At 68.7% G+C, this 20,662-nt stretch carries 21 protein-coding genes; 11 read left to right on the top strand and 10 right to left on the bottom strand.

What is annotated here, in order from left to right; all coding sequences use genetic code 11:
- Positions 1–60: 60 nt before the first annotated feature.
- Positions 61–1,677, bottom strand: a complete 1,617-nt coding sequence (locus NQ165_RS07995; RefSeq protein ID WP_257525652.1) for a cation acetate symporter — start codon at positions 1,675–1,677, stop codon at positions 61–63.
- Positions 1,674–2,024: a DUF485 domain-containing protein gene (locus tag NQ165_RS07990; protein ID WP_257525653.1), complete on the bottom strand. Its 351-nt coding sequence runs from the start codon at positions 2,022–2,024 to the stop codon at positions 1,674–1,676. The genes NQ165_RS07995 and NQ165_RS07990 overlap by 4 nt, the downstream gene beginning before the upstream one ends.
- 180 nt (positions 2,025–2,204) lie before the next feature.
- Here NQ165_RS07990 and NQ165_RS07985 point away from each other — a divergent pair, with 180 nt between their 5' ends.
- The 6 genes from NQ165_RS07985 to NQ165_RS07960 all read left to right on the top strand — a co-directional run bounded on the left by NQ165_RS07985 (position 2,205) and on the right by NQ165_RS07960 (position 7,481).
- Positions 2,205–3,059, top strand: a complete 855-nt coding sequence (locus tag NQ165_RS07985; protein ID WP_374679325.1) for a response regulator transcription factor — start codon at positions 2,205–2,207, stop codon at positions 3,057–3,059.
- 67 nt (positions 3,060–3,126) lie between these two features.
- Positions 3,127–3,474 carry an Lsr2 family protein gene (locus NQ165_RS07980; RefSeq protein ID WP_257525655.1) on the top strand — a complete coding sequence of 116 codons (348 nt, stop codon included), beginning with the start codon at positions 3,127–3,129 and terminating at the stop codon, positions 3,472–3,474.
- Between the two features lie 113 nt (positions 3,475–3,587).
- A complete protein-coding gene (locus NQ165_RS07975) occupies positions 3,588–4,262 on the top strand; it encodes an alpha/beta fold hydrolase (protein ID WP_257525656.1) in 675 nt (224 codons plus the stop codon).
- Complete coding sequence (locus NQ165_RS07970) at positions 4,259–4,930, top strand: triacylglycerol lipase (protein WP_257525657.1); 672 nt, start codon at positions 4,259–4,261, stop codon at positions 4,928–4,930. The genes NQ165_RS07975 and NQ165_RS07970 overlap by 4 nt, the downstream gene beginning before the upstream one ends.
- A 199-nt stretch (positions 4,931–5,129) precedes the next feature.
- Positions 5,130–6,599 (top strand): HNH endonuclease signature motif containing protein, encoded by a 1,470-nt coding sequence (locus tag NQ165_RS07965; RefSeq protein WP_257532363.1) that lies wholly within the window; start codon positions 5,130–5,132, stop codon positions 6,597–6,599.
- Between the two features lie 153 nt (positions 6,600–6,752).
- Positions 6,753–7,481: an SDR family oxidoreductase gene (locus tag NQ165_RS07960; protein ID WP_257532361.1), complete on the top strand. Its 729-nt coding sequence runs from the start codon at positions 6,753–6,755 to the stop codon at positions 7,479–7,481.
- 21 nt (positions 7,482–7,502) lie between these two features.
- Here the strand turns inward: NQ165_RS07960 and NQ165_RS07955 are convergent, their stop codons facing one another.
- The 3 genes from NQ165_RS07955 to NQ165_RS07945 all read right to left on the bottom strand — a co-directional run bounded on the left by NQ165_RS07955 (position 7,503) and on the right by NQ165_RS07945 (position 10,666).
- A complete protein-coding gene (locus NQ165_RS07955; protein WP_257525661.1) occupies positions 7,503–8,357 on the bottom strand; it encodes a carbohydrate ABC transporter permease in 855 nt (284 codons plus the stop codon).
- Positions 8,354–9,223: a carbohydrate ABC transporter permease gene (locus tag NQ165_RS07950; RefSeq protein WP_257532359.1), complete on the bottom strand. Its 870-nt coding sequence runs from the start codon at positions 9,221–9,223 to the stop codon at positions 8,354–8,356. The genes NQ165_RS07955 and NQ165_RS07950 overlap by 4 nt, the downstream gene beginning before the upstream one ends.
- 144 nt (positions 9,224–9,367) lie before the next feature.
- Positions 9,368–10,666, bottom strand: a complete 1,299-nt coding sequence (locus NQ165_RS07945) for a sugar ABC transporter substrate-binding protein (protein ID WP_257525663.1) — start codon at positions 10,664–10,666, stop codon at positions 9,368–9,370.
- Between the two features lie 128 nt (positions 10,667–10,794).
- On the opposite strand from NQ165_RS07945, the gene NQ165_RS07940 reads away from it, so the two are divergent.
- A complete protein-coding gene (locus NQ165_RS07940; RefSeq protein ID WP_257532357.1) occupies positions 10,795–11,622 on the top strand; it encodes an SDR family NAD(P)-dependent oxidoreductase in 828 nt (275 codons plus the stop codon).
- Between the two features lie 13 nt (positions 11,623–11,635).
- A complete protein-coding gene (locus tag NQ165_RS07935) occupies positions 11,636–12,394 on the top strand; it encodes a FadR/GntR family transcriptional regulator (protein ID WP_257525665.1) in 759 nt (252 codons plus the stop codon).
- 17 nt (positions 12,395–12,411) lie between these two features.
- Here the strand turns inward: NQ165_RS07935 and NQ165_RS07930 are convergent, their stop codons facing one another.
- A complete protein-coding gene (locus tag NQ165_RS07930) occupies positions 12,412–13,452 on the bottom strand; it encodes a zinc-binding dehydrogenase (protein WP_257525667.1) in 1,041 nt (346 codons plus the stop codon).
- Complete coding sequence (locus NQ165_RS07925; protein ID WP_257525669.1) at positions 13,449–14,438, bottom strand: sugar phosphate isomerase/epimerase; 990 nt, start codon at positions 14,436–14,438, stop codon at positions 13,449–13,451. Before NQ165_RS07925 ends, NQ165_RS07930 begins: the two co-directional genes overlap by 4 nt.
- A gap of 119 nt (positions 14,439–14,557) precedes the next feature.
- On the opposite strand from NQ165_RS07925, the gene NQ165_RS07920 reads away from it, so the two are divergent.
- From NQ165_RS07920 to NQ165_RS07910, 3 genes are read left to right on the top strand one after another with little or no spacing between them, the layout of a single operon-like run.
- On the top strand, positions 14,558–15,601 hold the full coding sequence (locus tag NQ165_RS07920; protein WP_257532355.1) for an Ldh family oxidoreductase: 1,044 nt from the start codon (positions 14,558–14,560) through the stop codon (positions 15,599–15,601).
- A complete protein-coding gene (locus NQ165_RS07915) occupies positions 15,598–16,548 on the top strand; it encodes an NAD(P)-dependent oxidoreductase (protein ID WP_257525673.1) in 951 nt (316 codons plus the stop codon). Before NQ165_RS07920 ends, NQ165_RS07915 begins: the two co-directional genes overlap by 4 nt.
- A 5-nt stretch (positions 16,549–16,553) precedes the next feature.
- Positions 16,554–17,294: an orotidine 5'-phosphate decarboxylase / HUMPS family protein gene (locus NQ165_RS07910; protein WP_257525674.1), complete on the top strand. Its 741-nt coding sequence runs from the start codon at positions 16,554–16,556 to the stop codon at positions 17,292–17,294.
- 35 nt (positions 17,295–17,329) lie between these two features.
- Here NQ165_RS07910 and NQ165_RS07905 read toward each other — a convergent pair whose 3' ends face one another.
- Genes NQ165_RS07905 through NQ165_RS07895 form a run of 3 tightly spaced genes read right to left on the bottom strand, consistent with a single transcriptional unit; the run spans position 17,330 to position 20,484 of the window.
- A complete protein-coding gene (locus NQ165_RS07905; RefSeq protein ID WP_257525676.1) occupies positions 17,330–18,247 on the bottom strand; it encodes a carbohydrate ABC transporter permease in 918 nt (305 codons plus the stop codon).
- A complete protein-coding gene (locus NQ165_RS07900) occupies positions 18,247–19,188 on the bottom strand; it encodes a carbohydrate ABC transporter permease (RefSeq protein WP_257532352.1) in 942 nt (313 codons plus the stop codon). Before NQ165_RS07900 ends, NQ165_RS07905 begins: the two co-directional genes overlap by 1 nt.
- Before the next feature lie 21 nt (positions 19,189–19,209).
- Positions 19,210–20,484: an ABC transporter substrate-binding protein gene (locus NQ165_RS07895; protein ID WP_257525680.1), complete on the bottom strand. Its 1,275-nt coding sequence runs from the start codon at positions 20,482–20,484 to the stop codon at positions 19,210–19,212.
- Positions 20,485–20,662 lie beyond the last annotated feature (178 nt).

Below are 20,662 nucleotides of genomic sequence, written 5' to 3'. Positions count from 1 at the left end.
CGGCCCCGGGCGCGATGCCCGGGGCCGCCGGCCCGACGCGGAGCGTCCGGCCCACTCACCTCAGTGGTTCGTCGCCTTCTCCGCTCCGAAGCCGGTCAGCGAACGCACATCCATCTCGGCCGCGAGCTTCGGGTCCTCCCGCTTGCGGGAGGTGACCGTTCCGAGCCAGCCGAGGAAGAACCCGAGCGGGATCGACACGATGCCCGGGTTGTTCAGGGGCCAGATCGCCGCACCGGTGTCCTTGAACACGCTCGTCTCCGTGCCCCAGAAGACCGGGGACAGGAAGATGAGGATGACGGCGGCAGCGAGGCCCCCGTACATGCTCCACACCGCGCCGCGCGTGGTGAACTTGCGCCAGAAGAGCGAGTACAGGATGGTCGGCAGGTTCGCCGAGGCGGCGACCGCGAAGGCCAGCGCGACGAGGAACGCCACGTTCTGACCCTGCACACCGATGCCGCCGAGGATCGACAGCACACCGATGACGACCACCGTGCGTCGCGCGACCTTGACCTCGGCGTCGGGTGCGACCTTGCCCTTCTTCACCACGTTGGCGTAGATGTCGTGGGCGAACGAGGCTGCCGCGGTGATGGTGAGCCCGGCGACGACGGCGAGGATCGTCGCGAACGCCACGGCCGAGATGAACCCGAGCAGGATCGGCCCGCCGAGCTCCAGCGCCAGCAGCGGCGCTGCGGAGTTCACGCCACCGGGAGCGGCCGCGATGACCTCGGGCGTGACCAGCGCGCCGGCACCGTAGCCCAGCACGAGCGTGAGCAGGTAGAACAGGCCGATCAGCCAGATGGCCCAGACCACCGAGCGACGCGCCTCCTTGGCGGTCGGCACCGTGTAGAAGCGCATCAGCACGTGCGGCAGACCCGCCGTGCCGAGCACCAGGGCCAGGGCGAGGGAGATGAAGTCCCACGGGTTGGCGCCGTACTGCAGGCCGGGGCCGAGTACGCCCTCACCCGCCGGCGAGGCCGCCACGGCCGCCTCGAGCAGCGAGTTGAAGTTGAAGCCGTAGAGCGCGAGCACCCAGATCGTCATGCCCAGTGCGCCGCCGATGAGCAGGAACGCCTTGACGATCTGCACCCACGTGGTGCCCTTCATGCCGCCGATGAGCACGTAGAGGATCATCAGCAGGCCGACGACGGCGACCACGATCGACTGCCCGATCCTGTCGTCGATGCCCAGCAGCAGCGACACGAGACCGCCGGCGCCGGCCATCTGCGCCAGCAGGTAGAAGAAGCACACCGCGAGGGTCGTGATGGCCGCGGCCATGCGCACCGGAGCCTGCTTCAGACGGAACGACAGCACATCGGCCATCGTGAACTTGCCGGTGTTGCGCATGAGTTCGGCCACGAGCAGCAGAGCGACCAGCCACGCCACCAGGAACCCGATGGAGTAGAGGAAGCCGTCGTAGCCGTTGATGGCGATGGCGCCGCAGATACCGAGGAAGGATGCCGCCGACAGATAGTCGCCCGAGATCGCGAACCCGTTCTGCGGTCCCGTGAACGAGCGGCCCGCCGCATAGTAGTCCGCCGCGGTCTTGTTGTTGCGGCTCGCCCGGATGACGATGAAGAGCGTCACCGCGACGAAGGCGCCGAAGATGGAGATGTTGAGGATGGGGTTGTTCTCCACGGTGTCCACCGCGGCATCGATCGCGCCGAAGATCTCGTTCATGCTCCCGCCTCCTGCTTCTCCAGCTGCTCACGGATCGCCTGGGCTTGCGGGTCCAGCTTGCGATTCGCGTACCAGACGTAGGTCATGGTGATCGCGAAGGTCGTCACGAACTGCCCGAGCCCCAGGAGCAGGCCGACCGTGATGTCTCCCGTGACGCGCTGTGCCATGAAGTCCGCCGCGAACGACGACAGCAGCACGTACAGGAAATACCAGAGCAGGAACGCGATGGCCAACGGAAAGACGAAACTCCGCTGGCTGCGCTTGAGGTTGCGAAATTGCGGTGATTCTTCCACCGCGATGTAATCGATCACGCCCGGCGGGGCGGTCTCGTTGTGTGGTGCGGTCATCTGTGCGGCCTCCTTGCCACTCGTTCTGTCCGCTCGGGTGCACCACCGCCTCAGTGCGGGGCACCCCTCGCGAGGGGTGTCACAGCGCCCGAAAAGCCCGGGAAGCGCCCCGCGGCCGCGTGATATCGTCGACGCTACGAAGGCGGCGACGGTGCCGTCACCCCCGGAAGTAGGTAGTGCGTGGTGGCACAAACGGGTTTCGATACAGACGATCAACTGGTCGCGCGGGCAGTGGGAGACCTCTCCCGGCACGCCGGGTTTCCTGTCGTGTTCGCGGGCCTGGAGCACGCCGGCGCGGTGCACGTCAGCGCCATCGCCGGCGCGCGCACCCGCAGCATCGAGGGTCTCGTCGTCCTCGCCGGCCGAGGGCTCGGCGGCGCGTCGCTGGTCGAGGGCCGGCCGCGGCTCGCCCCGGATTACCGCACCAGCCGCAGCATCACCCATGACTACGACCGGGCGATCCTGGGCGAGGGCATTTCCACCCTGCTGGCCGTGCCGATCATGGTCGCTGCCAAAGCGCGGGGCGTCATCTACTGCGGGTCATGGCAGCGCGCGTCGGTGGGCGACGCGGTGTCCAAGCCGGTTTTCGCGGCCGCGCAGTCGCTCGCGGTCGAGCTGCGCGTGCGGGATGAGGTGCGCCGCCGGGTCGCGCTGATCCCTCCCCCGGAGTCCACCGCCACGATGCCCACCGCCGCGCGGGAGGAGCTGCGTGAGAGCTACGCGGAGCTTCGCAGCATCGCCGCCGCCGTCGGCGACCCCGCCATCCGCGAACGCCTCGCCCGCATCGAGCAGCGCCTGGCCACGCTTTCGGCCGATTCATCGCCATCCGAGAAAGTGGATGCCGCTCTCTCCCGCCGTGAAATCGACGTGCTGGCCTGCTGCGCTCTCGGGGCGACGAATGCCGAGATCGCCGGCTCGCTGGGGCTGAAAGAGGGGACTGTGAAGTCCTATCTCGCCTCGGCCATGGCCAAACTCGACGCCTCCACTCGGCACGCCGCCGTAATGCGCGCGAGGCGGGCCGGAATTCTACCCTGATCCGCGAATTGTCGCTTTGCGGCATTGCCCCCTGTCATTGCGGGGAGCGCGCCACTATGGTGTCCGCATGGCCCGGAGAATTGTGCACCAGCTCGTCGACGACCTCGACGGAACCGAACTCGAGGTCGGCTCAGGTGAGACCGTGTTGTTCTCGCTCGACGGCATCGCGTACGAAATCGACCTGACCGACGACAATGCGCGGGCGCTGCGTGACGCTCTGCAGCCTTACGTGTCGGCGGCACGCCGTGTCTCAGGCGGCCGCGCGGCCGCCTCGAACGGCGGACAGAAGCGTCGCCGCACCGGACAGCACGACTACGGCCCCGTGCGCGAGTGGGCCAAGTCGAACGGCTACGCCATCTCGGAACGGGGTCGCGTGCCGGCATCCGTTCTCGAGGCGTACGAAGCCGCCCGCTGAGCAGCGTGACGCCCGGCGTCCCACCGACGCGCACCGGGCGGCACGTGCGTCACGGCACGCTGCGGTTCCGTGTGGTCGAAAGCAGCGGCCCGTCGCGGTCGAACCGTCCCGTCGTGGTGCTCGTGCACGGCATCGGCATGTCGCACCGCTCCCTGCGTCGCCTGCACGACGCGCTGGCCGCCCACGAGGCGACGGTGTTCTCGATCGACCTGCCGGGCTACGGGGGGCTGCCCAAGCCCGACCACGACGTCGACGTCGCCGAGATGGCGGAGGGACTCGCCGGGGTGCTCGCCACCCTCGATACCGGCCCGGTCGTGCTGGTGGGTCATTCGATGGGCGCCCAGTGGGTCGTCGAGACCGCCTGCCGCCGACCCGACCTCGTCGCTCAGGTCGTGGCGATCGGCCCCGTGGCCGACGAGCGCCACCGCTCCCTGCCGGCGCAGGCGGGCGCGCTCGCTCTGGACACGCTCCGGGAGTCGCCGGTGGCGAACGCGATCGTATTCACCGATTACCTGCGCTGCGGCATCCGCTATTACCTGGCGCAGGTGCGCCACATGATCGACTACCCGATCGAGCAGCGCGTGGCCGATCTCGCCGTGCCGCTGCAGGTGATCCGCGGCCAGCGGGACCCCGTCGCCCGGGCGGACTGGTGCCGCAGGCTCGCAGATGCGGCGTCGGATGCCACGGTGGTCGAGATCCCGGCGGCCGCCCACATCGTGCAGCACACCGCGCCGCGCGCGGTGGCCTCGGCGATCCTGGCCCGCGCCGGCCTTACGGCGGCGACGTGATCGGGGCCGTCAAGGCCGCCGCCTGGTGGGCGCGCGACTACGCGTACGCCGGCATCTGGCAAGCGCGGGCGCTGCTGAACCGCACCGACCCCGATGCGTTCCTGACGGGGACGGGCCGCCCGGTGGTGGTGCTCCCCGGCATCTACGAGACCTGGAAGTTCTTGCAGCCCCTGGTGGCCGCCATCCACGAGCGCGGTCATCCGGTGCATGTGCTCGACGACCTGCACCGCAACGAGCGGCCCGTCGTCGAGATGGCCGCGCAGGTGACGGCGTACCTTGCCGAGCGCGATCTCGCGGACGCCATCGTCGTCGCCCACAGCAAGGGCGGCCTCGTGGGCAAGCAGGTGATGATCGGGACGGAGAGCGCACGCGTGCGCAGCATGCTCGCCGTCGCCACGCCGTTCGGCGGGTCACGATACGCGCGGCTGCTGCTCCCGCCGACGCTGCGCATCTTCTCCCCGCGGGATGCCACGATTCTCGCGCTGGCCGCGCAGGCAGAGGTGAACGCACGCATCGTGTCGGTCTATGGGCGGTTCGACCCGCACATCCCGGAGGGCAGCAAGCTGCCGGGGGCGAAGAACGTCAAGCTCGAGACGGGCGGGCACTTCCGCATCCTCGCGCACCCGCGGGTGCTGGCCGAGTTCACGCTGCTCGCCCGCGCGGACTGACCGGAAGGGGCGCGGGAGCGCGGTGCGTGGGGCGCGGGAGCGCGGCCGCGGGGCGCGGGAGCGCGGGAGCGCGGCCGTCGCGGGGCGCGCAGCACCGGCACCTTCTCCACAGCCGGCCAGAGTTGCGACTTCTCCACAATCACCTGCTGGCCTGGGCTTTACCCCTCTCAATGTCGGAGGGGGTCGCGAGAATAGACCCATGACCGCAGCCCCGACGCTCACCGCCCCGCGCGATATGCGCTCGCGCGGCGCGGTCATGGCGGGACTCGAACGCACCCGTCAGCGCATCGCCGCATTGCAGGCGGAGGAGTTGCGACTCCTCGCCCGCGCCGATGCGCTCGCGATGGCGCAGACGGCGCGACTCGCATCGTCGACCGCACGCGAACGCGAGATTCCGCTGCGCGACATCGCCGCCGAGGCCGCCGCCGTGCTGCGCCGATCCGACCGCGGCATGCAGCAGCGGCTGCACGATGCCGCGGCACTCGTGACCGGCTTCGCCGCGACCCTCGCGGCGCTGCAGGCCGGGCGGGTGGACGCGGCGCACGTGCGGGTGATCCAGGATGCCGGCGCCCGCATCGCCGACGCCGACGCCCGGCGGCGGTTCGAGCAGTCGGCCCTCGCGGTGTGCGAACGCGAGACGCCCGGGCGAGCTCGGCCGATCGTCGCGGTGATCGCGCAGCGGCTCGACCCCGTGCCTGCCGATCAGCAGCACACCGACGCAGCCGAAGAACGTCGCGTGTGGGTGCGGGATCTCGACGACGGCATGGCCGAGTTGGGTGCCGTGCTGCCGGCGATCCTGGTGCACGCCGCCCACGACCGGCTGACGACGTTCGCCCGGCAGGTCGCCGACACCCGCCGGCCGCAGGCAGGTGAGGCCGTCCCCGAAGACGTCGATCGGCGCACGATGGCGCAGGTCCGCGCCGATGTGCTGGCCGACCTGCTGCTCACCGGCCACGCGACGGGCGCCGTGTCGAACGATGCGCTGGCCGGGTGTGCGGCGATCACCGCACAGGTGCAGGTCGTCGTCCCCGCCGACGCGCTCGTTCCCCGCGGCCTGCTCGTTCCCCGCGACATGCTCACCCGGGCGGGAGTGACCGCACCGTCCACCCCCGTGCCCGCAGGCAGCAGCCACGGCGCCGACGGCGGCCACGGAATCCTCCCGGGCTTGGACCACTCCCCGGCCGAGCTGGTCGGCCATGGTCCGATAGACAGCAGTGCGGCACGACGACTCGCCGCCACCGCGGACGTGTGGGAGCGCATCTTCCTCTCCCCCACGACAGGCGCAGTGATGCACGTCGACACCTATCGCCCCTCCCGCGTGCAGCGCCGACATCTCGACGCCCGCGACGAGCATTGCCGTTTTCCGGGATGCCGAACGCCCTCCCGCAGGTGCGACCAGGATCACACCGTCGACGCAGCCCGCGGCGGGCCGACGTCCCTGACGAATCTCGCGAATCTTTGCCGGCGGCATCACACCCTCAAGCACGCCGCCGCGTGGACGGTCGAGCAGGTCGATCGGGGTGTGCTGCGCTGGACCAGCCCCACGGGGCGCGTCTTCCCCGACGTCCCCCGCCGGGTGCTCGAGTTCGCCGCTCTTGCGTCACCGCACGGCCCCACCCCCGAGGCGAGGCTCGGTCGCACCGAGCCACTCGAGACCGCTCCGTTCTAGCGACCCACGCACCGCGGTCCGCGTCTCGCTGGGCGCGGAGCCCTGCCCCTCCACCGCCCCTGCGTGACGCCCTCCGTTCGCCCGGGCGCGCTGAGACGCCCTCCGCTGCCGGCGCGCTCGCAGGGCGAAGCGAGGCCCTGGCATACTGCCACCATGGCATCCCCGAGAACCCAGCAGGAGCGCCGCACGGCGCTGATCACCGGAGCCGGATCGGGCACAGGGGCCGCAGCCGCCAGAGCCCTGGCGGCGACGCACCACGTGGTGCTCGTCGGGCGGCGCCTCGACCGCCTCGAGAGTGTCGCCGAGCAGATCAGCGCGGCGGGCGGCACCGCCACGGCGCTGGCGTGGGACATCACCCGTGGCGACGCCGAGACCCTGCTCGAGGCCGCAGGCCCAGTGGATGACCTCGTGCTGGCCGCAGGGCTGAACACGCCGCAGCGCACCTGGGGCGACCAGCACATGGCCGATTTCCGCAGCGTCATCGACACCAATCTGATCGCGGTGGCCGAGATCATCGCCGCGGCACTCCCGGGTCTGCGCCGCGCCCAGGGCACGGTGTGCATCATCTCCTCCGTGGCCGCCTGGACGGCGTCCCCGGGAGCCGGCGTGGCCTACCGCGCCAGCAAGATGGCGCTGCGCGCGCTGACCGACGCGCTGAACGAGCAGGAATCCACGCACGGCGTGCGAGCCGGGGCGATTCTGCCGGGCGACATCGACACGGAGTTCCTCTCGCTGCGTCCCGCTCCCCCGTCGGACGAGCCGCGCAGGCGAATGCTCGCAGCCGAGGACGTCGCGCGAGCAGTGACCTTCGTCGTCACCTCTCCGCCGCACGTGCGCATCGACGAACTCGTCATCACTCCGGTGGGATCGGTGGAACGCTGAGCTCCGTTCGCCCGACCGCGGTCACCCCTTCGTCGCGCCGGCGGTGAGCCCCGACACGATGTACTTCTGCGTGAACAGGGCGATGAGCATGATCGGCACGGTGACGATCACGGCAGCCGCCATCAATCCGCCCCAGTCGATGCTCGCGTAGCCGACGAAGTCGAAGATCGCCACAGGAAGCGTCTTCGTGCTCGACCCGGAGAGCACCAGCGCGAACATGAAGTTGTTCCAGGCGAAGATGAACGACAGGATGGCCGCCGTCGCGACCCCGGGCATCGACAGCGGCAGGGTGATGCGCAGGAACGCTCCGATGGGAGTGAGACCGTCGACCTGCGCCGCCTCCTCCAGCTCCTCAGGCATGGAATCGAAGTACGACATCATGATGTAGAGGATCAGGGGCAGCGACACGAACATCATGGACAGGATCAGCACGGTATAGCTGCCCACGAGCCGCATCTGGGAGAAGACGAAGTACCACGGCACCAGCAGGCTCACCCCGGGGATGATCCTCGCCAGAAGCACCACCATCGCCGACTTCCCCATGACGAACCGGCTCATGCTGTATGCGGCCGGAACGGCCAGAAGCAGCGACAGCACCGTGGCGACGAAGGCGACGAACAGCGAGTTCCAGATGTAGGCCGCGTAGTTCGCCTGACCGAACACGGTGGCGTAGTTGCCCAGCGTGGGGGTGAAGACGAAGGACTTCGACGGGTCGTAGATGTCCACGTTCGTCTTGAAGCTCGCCAGCAGCATCCACATCAGCGGGGCGACGAAGGTGACGACGACGGCCACGAGACCGACGGTGCGCCCGAAACCAGGCCAGGGGAACCGCTTGCGACGCCTCTCCGGGACGACGACGAGAGCCGTGGTGCTCATTTGTTCAGCGCCTTCCTGCGCAGCGACATGATCCAGATCAGGCCGATGATCATCATGAAGAACAGGATGAGAACGGTGGATGCCTGGCCGTAGCGGTTGTAGTCGAAACTCAGTCCGTACGCGTAGATGTTGAGCGTCTCCACCTCATGGAAGGACCCTCCCCCTTTGCCCTTGGTGGCGTAGAGGATGTCGAAGGTCTTCAGTGCATCGATGCCGCGGAGGATGACCGCAGCCACGATGGTGGGCGCGAGCAGCGGCAGCGTGACGTACCAGAGCCGCTGCCACCAGTTCGCGCCGTCGACGCGTGCGGCCTCGTCCGGCTCCTCGGGAAGAGCCGTCAGCCCGGCCAGCACGATGAGGGTGACCATCGGCGTCCACTGCCAGACGTCCACGAAGATCAGGGTGCTCAGCGCCGTGTCCGGGCTGCTCAGCCACGGCTGAGCAGGGATGCCGACCCACGAAAGCAGTTCGTTCGCGAAGCCGATGTTCGGCTCGAAGATGAGCCGCCACATCATGCCCACCGCGACGGGCGTCGCCACGAGGGGAAGCAGGATCGCGACCCGCACCCACCGCTCGCCGCGGAACGGCTTCCACAGCAGCAGCGCGATCGCGATGCCGAGAACGACCTCGAACAGCAGCGCCCCGCCGGTGAAGTAGGCGGTGCGCCCGACGGCCGGCCAGAAGCGCTCGGTGTCGGTGAGCACGTCGGCGTAGTTGCTCAGACCGACGAAGTCGAACGGCGCGCGAACGGAGCCGCGCGAGTTGGTGAGGCTGAGATAGAGCGTCCACACCAGCGGGAAGATCAGCAGCAGGGCGATGAAGATCATCGCGGGTGCGGCGAAGACCCATCTGCGGTGCTTGTTCACCCAGTGGGAGTATCTCGCCCAGACGTCGCTCTCACGGCGCGCAACCCCGCCCCCGCGTGCCCTCTGGCGGGGGGGGGGGGGGGGGGTTGGCGCCTTCCCCCCCCCCCCCCACCGACGTGGTGTGGGGGGCCAGTTCCGCCGGGCCTACTGGTTCTCGTCCTCGAGGAAGGCGGTGAACTTCTCCTGGGCCTGTTCGACGGCGTCTTCGACATCGCCGCCGGTGATGCCCACGACGATTGGCTCTCCGACGATTTCTCGCGCCTCGGCGACGTTGACGACGAGCGGGCGGTCGTATCCGACGCCGTTCTCGGCGTTGATGGCGATCGCCTCGGCGAGCGCAGGCGGGAAGCTGGCGGTGCCCGCCGGGTCGTCCCACACCGACGTACGCGCCCCCGGCACACCCTGCTCCTGGACCGCCAGGACGCTGTCGAAGCTGGTCGCCCACTCGATGAACTTCCAGGCGTTCTCCTGGTTGGGAGACGTCGCGTTGATGCCCAGCGCCCACGACGGGATGCTGTACGGCTTCGAGCCGGCCGGTCCCTCCGGGAAGGGGGCGTACCCGAGCTTGTCGTAGACGGTGGAGTTCTCCTCGAGCGCGAGGTTCTGGTAGAGGCTGCTGGCGTCGGTGTAGAAGGCTGCCTGACCCTGCGCGAAGATGGCTGCCGCTTCGGGCCAGCTCATGTCGGTGCTGACGTTCTCGGGGCCGTATGCGTTGAGCAGTCCGCCGTAGTACTCATAGGCCTCCAGCGCCGCCGACGTGTCGATGGCCGACTCGGTGCCGTCGAGGAAGTCTCCGCCGAAGCTGAACAGGTAGCTCGAGAACTGGGTGACCGCTGCGGAGCGGCCGGTGCGGGCGACGAAGCCCGCGACGCCGGGGTTGGCTTCGGAGATCGCCTTGGCCGCCGCTTCCAGCTCGTCGAGGGTCTGGGGGACCTCGAGGCCGGCGGCCTCGAGGAGGTCGGTGCGGTAGTAGAGCACCTCCGACTCCGTGATGAGGGGAACGCCGACGACGGTCCCGTCGTACGTGGTGGCCTCCACGGGTCCGGACTGGAAGTCGCTCCAGTCCCAGTCGCCGGCGTCCTCCACATTCGCGGTGAGATCGGCGAGATAGCCGTTCTGCGCGAAGAGCTTTCCCTCCTGGAGAGGGCGGTACATCATGACGTCGATCTCGTCCGTGCCCGCGTTGAGCTTGACGTTGTACTGGTCGGAGAGCTGGTCCTCGCCGAGCTGGGTCAGCTCGACGGTGAGGCCGGTCTCCTCCTCGAACTCCGACAGCTTCTCCTTCATGATGTCGGTCCACACGTGGTTCGCGAGGGTGATGCGCAGCACATCGCTCTCCCCTCCGCCGTCACCGGTGCCGCCCGAGCAGGCCACCAGCGACGCCGCTGTGAGGGCTGCGACCGCGGCGACCGTCGAGGTCCTGAGTACCGTTCGATGCTTCATCGCATCTCCTTCTCTGTCATCGCGCAGCATTGCGCCGGTAAGAGGGGGGCCGGGTGCACCGCACCGCTAGCCGTGACTAGTCTAATAAATCATACTTGTAGCGCAAGCACGAACGACAAAGGAGTCATATGCACATCGACCTGCGCGGAAAAGTCGCCCTCGTCACGGGGGTCGGCCGCGGCATCGGCCGGGAGATCGTCACCACGCTCGCCCGTGAGGGCGTCACGACGGTGTCGGTCGACGTCAGCGCCACCGACCTGCAGGACACATCCGCGGAACTGGACGCGATCGGCACCCCCCACCGGGAGTTCGTCTGCGACATCCGCGATTCGGCGCGGATCGGCGAGGTCGTCCAGGCCGTCGACGAGGCCTACGGGCGCCTGGACGTCCTCGTGAACAACGCAGGCGTCGTGGGCAACGGCGCCATCGACGTGATGGACGAGGCGACGTGGGACCTCGTCCACGACGTCAATCTGAAGGGCACGTTCCTGATGTGCCGCGCAGTGCTGCCGATCATGAAGCGGCAGCGGTGGGGCCGCGTGATCAATGCCGCCTCCTTCGCCGCATTGGTCCCGATCTACGCGAGCGGGGCCTACGCCTCGTCGAAGATCGCCGTCGCGCACTTCACCCGCGCACTCGCCGGCGAGGTCGGCCCGTGGAACATCACCGCGAACGCCTACGCGCCCGGGATGATCCCCACCGCCATGAACGGGTTCGCGCAGCTGCCACCCGAGGAGCAGTCCCGCCTCCTCGATACCCTGAGCCTGCGTCGGTGGGGCGACAAGGCCGACATCGCGAGCCTGATCTGCTTCCTCGCCTCAGATCACGCGTCGTACATCACAGGTACGCTCATCGATGTCAGTGGAGGCAAGCTCGCTTCCCAGATGCCACGCCTCGCGTACGAAGCGGCAGCCGCCGACGGCGACTACGACTTCGACGCTGCGGCGAGTGAGTGAGCGGAGTACCCCTGTGACCGATGGCAGAAGCGTCAGCGCCGCCGCGCGCTACCGAGCACGCATCGGAACGGGCCTGTATGCCCATGTCGTCGATGAGATCGGACAGGAGATCATCAACGGGGACATCCCGCCCGGGAGCATCGTCTATGCCGACCAGCTCTGCGAGCGGCTCGGGGTGTCACGCAGCGTGGTCAGGGAGGGAATCCGCACCCTCAGCTCGATGGGGCTGGTGGAAGCCAGACCGCAGGTGGGCACCCGAGTGCTGCCGTCATCGCAATGGGACCTGCTCAATCCCTACGTGGTCAAGTGGCGTGGGCAGGGGCCGGGCTATGTGGAGCAGATGAAGCAACTGCTCGAGTTGCGCCTCGGCATCGAGCACGTGGCCGCCGGGCTCGCGGCCACGCGCATCGACGCCGAAGGCGCGCAGGCGATCCTCGAGAGCGCCCAGGGGATGAAGGAGTCCTTCCTCTCCGGCGACGCGCGTCGGTTCTTCGAGCGGGATGCCACATTCCACCGGCTACTCCTGGAAGGCACACAGAACGCGGTCATCGCGCAGCTCGCGGACACCATCGGAGCAACGCTGGACGCGCGCGGGCAGGACACCCGCCCGGGCATGCACGACATCACCGCCGACTCGGTCGAGAACCACCTGGCACTGGCGGAGGCCCTCGTGCGTGGTGACGTCGCCGCCGCCCAGAGTCTGGCCATCAGCCTGGTCGAGCGGACGCTGCGGGAGTTCGACCACATGCACGACCGCTCGCGCTCCCGCTGACGCCCCGGCGGGCGCCCTCAGTGCGGCATCACCATGACCGACTTGATGTTGCGCCCGGATTCCATGTGCTCGAACGCCTCCCGCCAGTCGGCCAGGTCGTAGACGCCGCCGAGAACCCGCGTGGTGTCCAGCGCGCCCGTGGCGAAGAGACCCAGCACCCGCTCCCAGGTGGTCCACGTGTGCGAGAAGGAGCCGAAGAGGGTGACGGCCTTCGCCACGAGCGGATCCAGACTGAAGTTCAGGGGCTGCGGGCCCCAGCCGATCTTCGCTATGGCCCCGAGCGGGCGCACCAGTTCCAGTCCCTGCGCGAGCGCTGCGCTCACGCCGGTCGCGTCGACGACGAGGTCTGCCCCCAGACCATCGCCGAGTGAACGGATCAGCGCGACGGGGTCCTCCCTGGTGATGTCGATCGCGTGATCGGCACCGAGTTCGAGCGCGGTCTTCAGGCGGCGCTCATCCACCGGCGTCCCGAGCACCACCGTCGTTCCCGCACCTCTCAGCCGAGCGATCTGCAGGGCCAGCGCGCCGATCGCGCCGGCACCCTGGATCACCACCAGATCGCCCGGCGTGACACTGGCGCGCTCGACGAGGGCGTTGTAGGCGACGGCGAACGGTTCGGTCATCGCCGCCTGTTCGAACGAGACGGTCTCGGGAATCCGGTGCAGAACGCGGGGTTCGGCCAGAAGCAGCTCACCGAATGCGCCGTCGCGCGTCGCTCCATACCCCTGACGATGAGGACACAGGTTGTACCGGCCCACGCGGCAGAGCGCACAGACGCCGCAGATGCGGGCGGCGGTCTCGCACACCACGCGGTCGCCGACCTGCCAGCCGGTGACATCGTCGGCGACCGCCGCGATGACGCCTGCGGTCTCGTGGCCGAGCACGACGGGCAGCGCCACGTCCCAGCTCTGGCCATTGCGCCACATGTGGATGTCGGAGCCGCACACGCCCACTGCGCGCGCGGCCACCAGCACGGTGCCCGGCTCCAGAACCGGAGCAGGTACGTCGCGCAGCTCGACATCGCCGTCGGACAGGCCGAACTTCACCAGCGCCTTCATCGCGCCACCTCACGGCGGTGGTCGTCCCGTGCGATGCTGGGCAGCCCCGCTGCGGCGAGCGCGTCCTCCTGGGTGCGCACCCGGACGGCGGTCGAGCCGGCCCAGTACTCATCGCGGGCGGCGCGGAGGAAGTCCACGGACTCTGCCATCTCCCCCATGCCGTTCACGCCGTCCTCGATGCTGATCCAGCCGTCGTAGCCGGCGTCCACCAGCGTGCGGAAGATCCTCGGGTAGTCGTTGAGGCCTCGGCCGATCACGCCGTGCTGCAGCAGTGGGGAATAGCCGAGCGTGCCGTCGCTCTGGCGCAGCTCGTCGAGGGATCCCCCGGGGGCCAGCGATCGATCCGACGCCTGCATGGTGACGACGCGATCGACGACGCGATCCAGGAAGTCTGCGGAATCGTCACCCGCCACGATGGCGTTCGAGGGGTCGAACTGCACCCCGAACGTGGCTCGGTCCTCGATGGCATCCACGATCTCGAGGAACACGTCCGACCGCTGCGCGAACTCGGGGTAACGCCAGGTGCCGTCCTTGTAGTGGTTCTCCATCGCCAGGGTCACGCCCAGTTCCCGGGCGATGGGGATGAGCCGGGTGTAGGCCTCCACCACCCACTCGATGCCCTGTTCCCGCGGCACCTCCGGCCACCGCTGGCCGGAGAGCACTCGCGTGCTGGCGCCTCTGCCACCGAGTCGAGCGGTGGCGCGCATCATCTCGACCTCCTTGTCGAATTCCGCTGCCCGCACATCGGCGTCGGGGTGGGTGAAGTCGGGTGACACGCACATCATCGGCATCTCGAAGCCTGCGTCGTCGAGCGCCTCGCCGATGGCATCCAGGTAGTCGTCGTCGCTCTGCCAGAGCATTCCGCTGTACAGCTCGAGCCCGTCAGCGGGGAGCACGGCGGCTTTGTCGATCCACTCGAACACCGTCATGGTGCGCCGTACGGCCAGATCGTCCAGCTCCCCCTTGGGAAAGACGCTGATCCTCATCGGTTCCTCGTTTCTTCATTGAAGCTCGGTCACTCAAAAGTATGACGAGTAAGACTATTATGTGTACGCGGCACCACGGCAAGGTGATCGATCACGCAATGAAGCGAGAAGGAGTCGACATGACCATCGATGCTGAGCAACTGCGTACGTGGACCACGGCGCTGCTCCAGACCTGGGGTTACGAACCAGAAGACGCGGAGTACCTCTCCGACACGCTGGTCGACGCGAACCTGCGCGGCGTCGACTCGCACGGTGTGATCCGCCTTCCCGCTTATCGGGCACGCATCGACGCGGGTCTGGTGGATCCGGCGGCGCGACCCTCGGTCGACCGCAACGGTGCCGTGGTGCGCATCGATGCCGGCGGCACCGCCGGACAGTTGGCCGCGCGCGCCGCGGTGGATGAACTGACCCAGCTGAGCGGCGAGTTCGGCGTGGCCGCTGCCACCGTGCGGGGAAGCACCCATTTCGGCACTGCCGGCTACTACGCCCGTGCGCTCGCGGGACGCGGCAAGGTCGCCGTCGTCGTCTCGAACTCGGAGCCGAACGTGGTGCCGTTCGGAGGGAAGAGCGCGTTTCTCGGTACCAACCCGCTCGCGTTCGCCGCGCCGACGGGCGGCGAGCCGCTGAGCCTGGACATGGCGACCAGCACGACGGCCATGGGCAAGGTGCTCGTGGCGCGCGCGAAGGGTCAGCCGGTGCCGCCGGACTGGGGAGTCGATGCCGACGGCGCGCCCACCACCGACGCGGCCGCCGTGGTGTCCCTCCTGCCCGCCGGCGGGCCCAAGGGGTACGGCCTCGCCTTCCTGATCGAAGTGCTGGCCGGGGTTCTCAGCGGCGCCGCCGTGGCCGGAGACATCGGCAACATGTACACCGATTTCTCGAAGCGACAGGATGTCGGGCACTGGCTGCTGGCCATGGACGTCGCGCACTTCCTCCCCCTCCCGCTCTTCCGCGACCGCATCGATGCGCTGATCGACTCTGCACACGGCGCCGAGCCGGCCCCCGGGTTCGACCGGGTTCTTGTCCCCGGCGAACCGGAACGACTCACGGCGCAGGCGCGCGAAGCTGCGGGGATCGATCTGCCCGCAGCCACGGTCGAGTCCCTCATCGAACTCGGTGTCGCCGGCGGGGTCCCCTACCCCGGTACGGAGGCGTCGTCGTGAAGCTGCTCATCCCGGACATCGTCGACGCGCCCTCGGCGCCCGACGGCGTCGAAATGGTCGCCTACGATCCGTCGTCACCCATCCCCGACCTGCACGTCGATGCCGAGGGTCTGGTCGTGTGGGGCGTGCCGAACGACCTCCTCGCCGACGCGGCGACCCGATTGCAGCGCCTCCGGTGGGTGCAACTGCTCTCCGCCGGCAGCGATGCCGCGCTCGCGGCCGGCTTCCCGGACCATGTGGCGATCACCAGCGGGCGCTCGCTGCACGATGCGCCCGTCGCCGAGCACGCCCTGGCACTCACTCTCGCCGCGGCGCGGCGGCTCAACCTGCTCGTGCGAGCGCAGATCGGCCACCGCTGGGCCGGTGAGCTGGGCGGCATCCAGGCCGAACCGAGCCCGGGGGTGTTCTCCACCTTGCGGGACGCGAACGTCGTGATCTGGGGATTCGGCAGCATCGGGTCGGCCCTCGCCCCGCATCTTCGCGCGCTGGGAGCCTCCGTCACGGGCGTCGGACGTCGACCGCGCCGCGAGGGCGACATCGAGGTCGTCACCGACGAGCAGCTGCCACAGCTGTTCGCGACCACCGACGTCGTGATCATGATCCTTCCCGCCGGCGACGAGACGGAGCACGCCCTGAGTGCCGCACTGCTGGCAGCTCTGCCGCCGCACGCCTGGGTCATCAATGTCGGTCGCGGCAGCACCATCGATGAGCAGGCTCTTGTGCAGGCCCTACGTGCGGACCGGATCGGCGGCGCCGCCTTGGACGTCACGACCGAGGAGCCCCTGCCGGCATCCTCGCCCCTGTGGGACCTGCCCAACGTGATCATCACTCCGCACGCTGCGGGAGGCCGCCCGCTCGGGGCGGCGGAGCTGATCGCCGCGAACCTGCGGGCCTATCGGCGCGGCGAACAGCTGCGCAATCTCGTCCGAGCAGCGAAGGAGGTGTGACGGCGGTGTCCACGACCATTCGCGGGCTCACACGCGCGTCGATCACCCGTCCCCTCGTGCAGATCTCACTCGATCTCACCAGCAGCCGTGACGCCCTGCAGACGGCCGCCGTGGCCGTGGAGGCCGGCGCGGACTGGATCGAAGTCGGCACTCCCCTCGTGCTGGCCGAAGGGCTGCACGCGGTGCGCGCGCTCCGGAAGGAGTTCCCCCGCCATCCGCTCATCGTCGATCTGAAGACCATGGACGGCGGCTACCTCGAGGCCGAGATGATGGGCGATGCCGGAGCCGACGCCGTCATCGTCATGGGCCGTGCCCACGACGCGACGATCGACGCGGTCGTCGCGGCGGGCGAGAGGTTCGGCATGCTCGTCATGGGCGACGACCTCGGGGCACCGGATCGGGTGGCGGAGTGCGCCCGCCTCGAGTCGCTGGGGGTGGGCATGGTCATCCACCACATCGGCTACGACCATCGCAACGCCCACCCCGATGAGGGCCTGTCTCCCCTCACCGATCTGCCCGCGATCGTCGCCGCGACGAGTGTTCCCGTGCAGGCCGTGGGTGGGCTCTCGATCGAGCAGGCTGTGGGGTGCCCAGCCCTGGGCGCTCCCGTGGTGGTCTTCGGCGCTCCCTTGGCCATCGACGGCAGATCCTTCGCCGCTGCGGACGGAGACCTCCTGGGCGTGCTGACGGAGGCGTGCGCGCGCGTCCACAGCGCGCCGGTGCGCTATGGACCGGGCGGGGCCTGATCGGAAGCGCCGCTGCGGCGGCACGGGCGCCCGCCCTACCCCTTCACCGCCCCCTGCGTGACGCCCTCCATCACCCAGCGCTGGGTGAACAGGTACACGATGATCGCGGGCGCCATCGCCATCAGGTAGGAGGCGAACGCGACGTTGTAGTTGTTGCTGAACTGGGTCTGGAAGATGTTCTGCACCACCGGCAACGTCTGCGACGCGGGGTCGGAGATGATGAGCGACGGCATCATGAAGTCGTTCCATGACGCCAGGAACGCGAAGATGCCGACCGTGGCGCTCATGGGCGCCAGCAGCGGGAAGATCAGCTGCCAGAACGTCTGCCACGTCGAGGCGCCGTCGATGCGGGCGCTCTCCTCGAGCTCCGCCGGGATCGAACGCAGGAACGCCGTGAACAGCAGGATGCTGAAGCTCAGCTGGAACATGATGTGAAGGATCGTCACACCCACCGGGTTGTCGAGTCCGGTGAGCCCGGTCAACTGGATCTGCGGCAGCGCCACCACGGGGAACGGCAGGAACATGGCCGCCAGCAGGTAGTAGAACGAGTACCGGAAGAGCTTGCGGTCCCAGTTGCGTGAGATCGCGAACGACGCGAGGGCCGCCAGCAGCACCGTGCCGGCGACGGTGAAGGCGGTCACGAGAGCTGAGATGAGGAACGCCCGCGGAAAGTCGGTCAGCTCCCACGCCTCGACGAACCCGTCGACGCTGAACGGCGCCGGCAGCGAGAACGCATTGCCGTCGACGGCCTGCGACCGCGTTTTGAACGCCATCGACACCGTGACGTAGAGCGGCACCAGCACCGTCAGCGCGCAGATGATCAGGATGACGGTGCCCGACCAGTTCCACCGCTCCCCGCGCCGGCGGGCGGCCTTCTTGCGGGGCGCGTCCCCGTCGAGCACCCGCTCGGCGTTGACGTCTTCGACGGTGAGGGAGATCTGCGTGGAGGACATCAGAACACGTTCCTTCCGCGGGTGAGCCGCAGCTGCAGCAGCGAGAGCACGACGGCGATGAGGAAGAACAGGGTGGCGTTGGCCATCTGGTAGGCGTAATCGCCGCCGGAGAACCCGGTGAAGATCGTCATCGCGATGCTGCGGGTCGCCGTGCCCGGTCCGCCGTTGGTGAGGCCGACGATGATGTCGTAGGCGTTGAGGAAGTTCTTGAAGCCCAGGATCACGTTGATCACGACGTACCCGGCCACGAGCGGCAGCGTGATGCGCAGCATCTGCTGGCCCTTGCCTGCCCCGTCGATGGATGCCGCCTCGTACACCTCCCCGGGAATCGCGAGCAGACCCGCGATGTAGATCAGCAGCGTGCCGGGGATCGCCTGCCAGGCGGCGACGATCACGATCGCCAGCCACGCGAGATCCGGGTTGGCGAGGATGCTCTGGCTCAGCCATCCGATCCCCCACGCCTCGCCGAGGGCCGGCAGGGAGTTGGAGAAGAGGAAGTTGAAGACGTAGGCGATGATGATGCCCGAGATCACCATGGGGATGACGAACACCGCGCGCAGCCCGGTCTTCAGCCGGATGCGGGAGGTGAGCCCCACGGCCAGCAGGAACGCCAGCACATTCACCACGATCACCGTCGTGATGGCGAAGAAGAACGTGAACAGATAGCTCTGCAGGATCGCCGGGTCGCTGAAGACGGCGAGGTAGTTGATGAGCCCGATGAACTCCCAGTCGCCGAACCCGATCGAGTTGGTGAAGCTGAAGAAGATGCCGATCACGGCCGGCAGCGTGATGGCCAGCGTGAACAGGATGAGGCTCGGCAGCAGGAAGAGGTAGTAGACCCCCTCGACCTTGCGCCGGGTGCGGGGCTTCGCGGCCGCTGCGCTGCGGCCGCGCGTGCCGACCGCGGGCGGGGCGCCCGCCGTCACCGTCGTGGATGCCATCTGTCTCCCCTTTCGGCCCGGCTACTGGCGCAGCGCCAGTCGGGCCCAATCGGCGTCCAGCGTGCGCAGCATGTTCTGCGCATCTGCTCCGGTCACGATGCCCTGCATGTAGTTGTCGGTCGGGATGGTCAGCGGGATCGCCTTCGATGGCCCCTGGTAGAACCGCGCGGAGTCGTAGTACTCCTTCATCCCGATGATCCGCTCGTCGGTCACCGGCGCCGCGTCGGTGGTGGTGCCGTACCCGAGGAACGCCGCGTTGTACTCGTCCATCACGTCCTTCTGGAACAGGTAGCTCAGGAAGTCGCGTGCCTCCTCCTTGTGGGCGGATGCCTCGGGGATCCACGCCGCCAGGTCGATGTTGACGCGCACCCGCAGGTCGTCGGGATCGTCGGTCATGGGCAGCGGAAACGTGCCCAGTTGCAGCTGGTCGTTGGTCTTGTCGATCTCCCCGAACGCCCACGGCCCCTGCAGGTACATCGCCGCCTCCCCGTTCGCGAAGGCGAGGTTGCCGTCGCCATACGCGCGACTGGCGGCATCCGGGTTGACGTACGTCGAGGTCAGCTCGGTCATCCGCTCGACGGGCTCCGCGAGCGTCGTCGCGAACGACACCTCGGAGTCGGGCCCGACCTCGGTTCCCAGCTCGTTCATCTGGTCGAAGAAGTCCGCGACGTCGACGGAGCCGCCCACCGTGTAGTCGAACCAGCCCTGTCCCACCGTCCACGGATCCTTGAACGTCGCGTAGAAGGGCGTGATGCCGGCATCCAGCAACTGGTCGCAGACCGCTCGCAGCTCGTCCCACGTCTGCGGCACCTCGAGCCCCTGCTGCTCGAAGATCTCCTTGTTGTAGATGACGGATGCCGCCATCACCGAATACGGCAGCACGCTCGTGCGTCCGGGGTAGGTGGCGTACTGGTCGACGAGGTCCTGCACCTCGGGGAGGATGCGGTCGGCCTCGGGCATGTCGCTCAAGTCGCTGAGGGCGCCGCGCTCCATGAAGCGGGCCATCTCCATGTTGTAGTTGAGCAGCCCGAGGTCGGGCGGGTTGCCCCGCAGGAACCCGGCCTGCAGGTTGGACGAGGTATCGAAGACGACGCGCGCGTCGTCTTGCGAGGCGTTGTACTCCGAGATGAGCTCGCGGAAGTACGGGATCGCCTCAGGCTTGCTCAGGTGGAAGCGGATCTCGGTGGGGCCGCTGTCGCCGGCGGCGCACGCCGCCAGCGTGGCTCCGAGCGTCACCGCAAGGCCCGCGCCGATCACGCGCGCGAGGCGCCTCGCCGATCGTGTGGAAACAGACATCCATCGTCCTTCCGCCGCCTCGTCGCGGAGCGCCCCGCGGTGGTGACGCCGAGGCCATGCAAGCACAGCCCTTCTCGGGCACGGCAGTGATTGAGTAGCCGCCGCCGGAGGTCTACCATTTCCCGGTCGTTGAGCGAGCGCGCCCCCCTGCCCCGGGTCGTTGAGCGAGCGCGCCCCC

Source organism: Microbacterium sp. zg.Y1084, assembly GCF_024623595.1.
GTDB classification, from domain to species: domain Bacteria; phylum Actinomycetota; class Actinomycetes; order Actinomycetales; family Microbacteriaceae; genus Microbacterium; species Microbacterium wangruii.
This window is presented reverse-complemented; position numbering and strand designations above follow the sequence as displayed.

What these genes read in the sequence shown, in the direction of transcription:
- NQ165_RS07900 (WP_257532352.1), bottom strand. Translation starts at nt 19,188, where the DNA reads ATGGCATCCACGACGGTGACGGCGGGCGCCCCGCCCGCGGTCGGCACG.
- NQ165_RS07945 (WP_257525663.1), bottom strand. Translation starts at nt 10,666, where the DNA reads ATGAAGCATCGAACGGTACTCAGGACCTCGACGGTCGCCGCGGTCGCA.
- NQ165_RS07905 (WP_257525676.1), bottom strand. Translation starts at nt 18,247, where the DNA reads ATGTCCTCCACGCAGATCTCCCTCACCGTCGAAGACGTCAACGCCGAG.
- NQ165_RS07930 (WP_257525667.1), bottom strand. Translation starts at nt 13,452, where the DNA reads ATGAAGGCGCTGGTGAAGTTCGGCCTGTCCGACGGCGATGTCGAGCTG.
- NQ165_RS07940 (WP_257532357.1), top strand. Translation starts at nt 10,795, where the DNA reads ATGCACATCGACCTGCGCGGAAAAGTCGCCCTCGTCACGGGGGTCGGC.
- NQ165_RS07955 (WP_257525661.1), bottom strand. Translation starts at nt 8,357, where the DNA reads ATGAGCACCACGGCTCTCGTCGTCGTCCCGGAGAGGCGTCGCAAGCGG.
- NQ165_RS07925 (WP_257525669.1), bottom strand. Translation starts at nt 14,438, where the DNA reads ATGAGGATCAGCGTCTTTCCCAAGGGGGAGCTGGACGATCTGGCCGTA.
- NQ165_RS07965 (WP_257532363.1), top strand. Translation starts at nt 5,130, where the DNA reads ATGACCGCAGCCCCGACGCTCACCGCCCCGCGCGATATGCGCTCGCGC.
- NQ165_RS07895 (WP_257525680.1), bottom strand. Translation starts at nt 20,484, where the DNA reads ATGTCTGTTTCCACACGATCGGCGAGGCGCCTCGCGCGCGTGATCGGC.
- NQ165_RS07960 (WP_257532361.1), top strand. Translation starts at nt 6,753, where the DNA reads ATGGCATCCCCGAGAACCCAGCAGGAGCGCCGCACGGCGCTGATCACC.
- NQ165_RS07990 (WP_257525653.1), bottom strand. Translation starts at nt 2,024, where the DNA reads ATGACCGCACCACACAACGAGACCGCCCCGCCGGGCGTGATCGATTAC.
- NQ165_RS07995 (WP_257525652.1), bottom strand. Translation starts at nt 1,677, where the DNA reads ATGAACGAGATCTTCGGCGCGATCGATGCCGCGGTGGACACCGTGGAG.
- NQ165_RS07980 (WP_257525655.1), top strand. Translation starts at nt 3,127, where the DNA reads ATGGCCCGGAGAATTGTGCACCAGCTCGTCGACGACCTCGACGGAACC.
- NQ165_RS07920 (WP_257532355.1), top strand. Translation starts at nt 14,558, where the DNA reads ATGACCATCGATGCTGAGCAACTGCGTACGTGGACCACGGCGCTGCTC.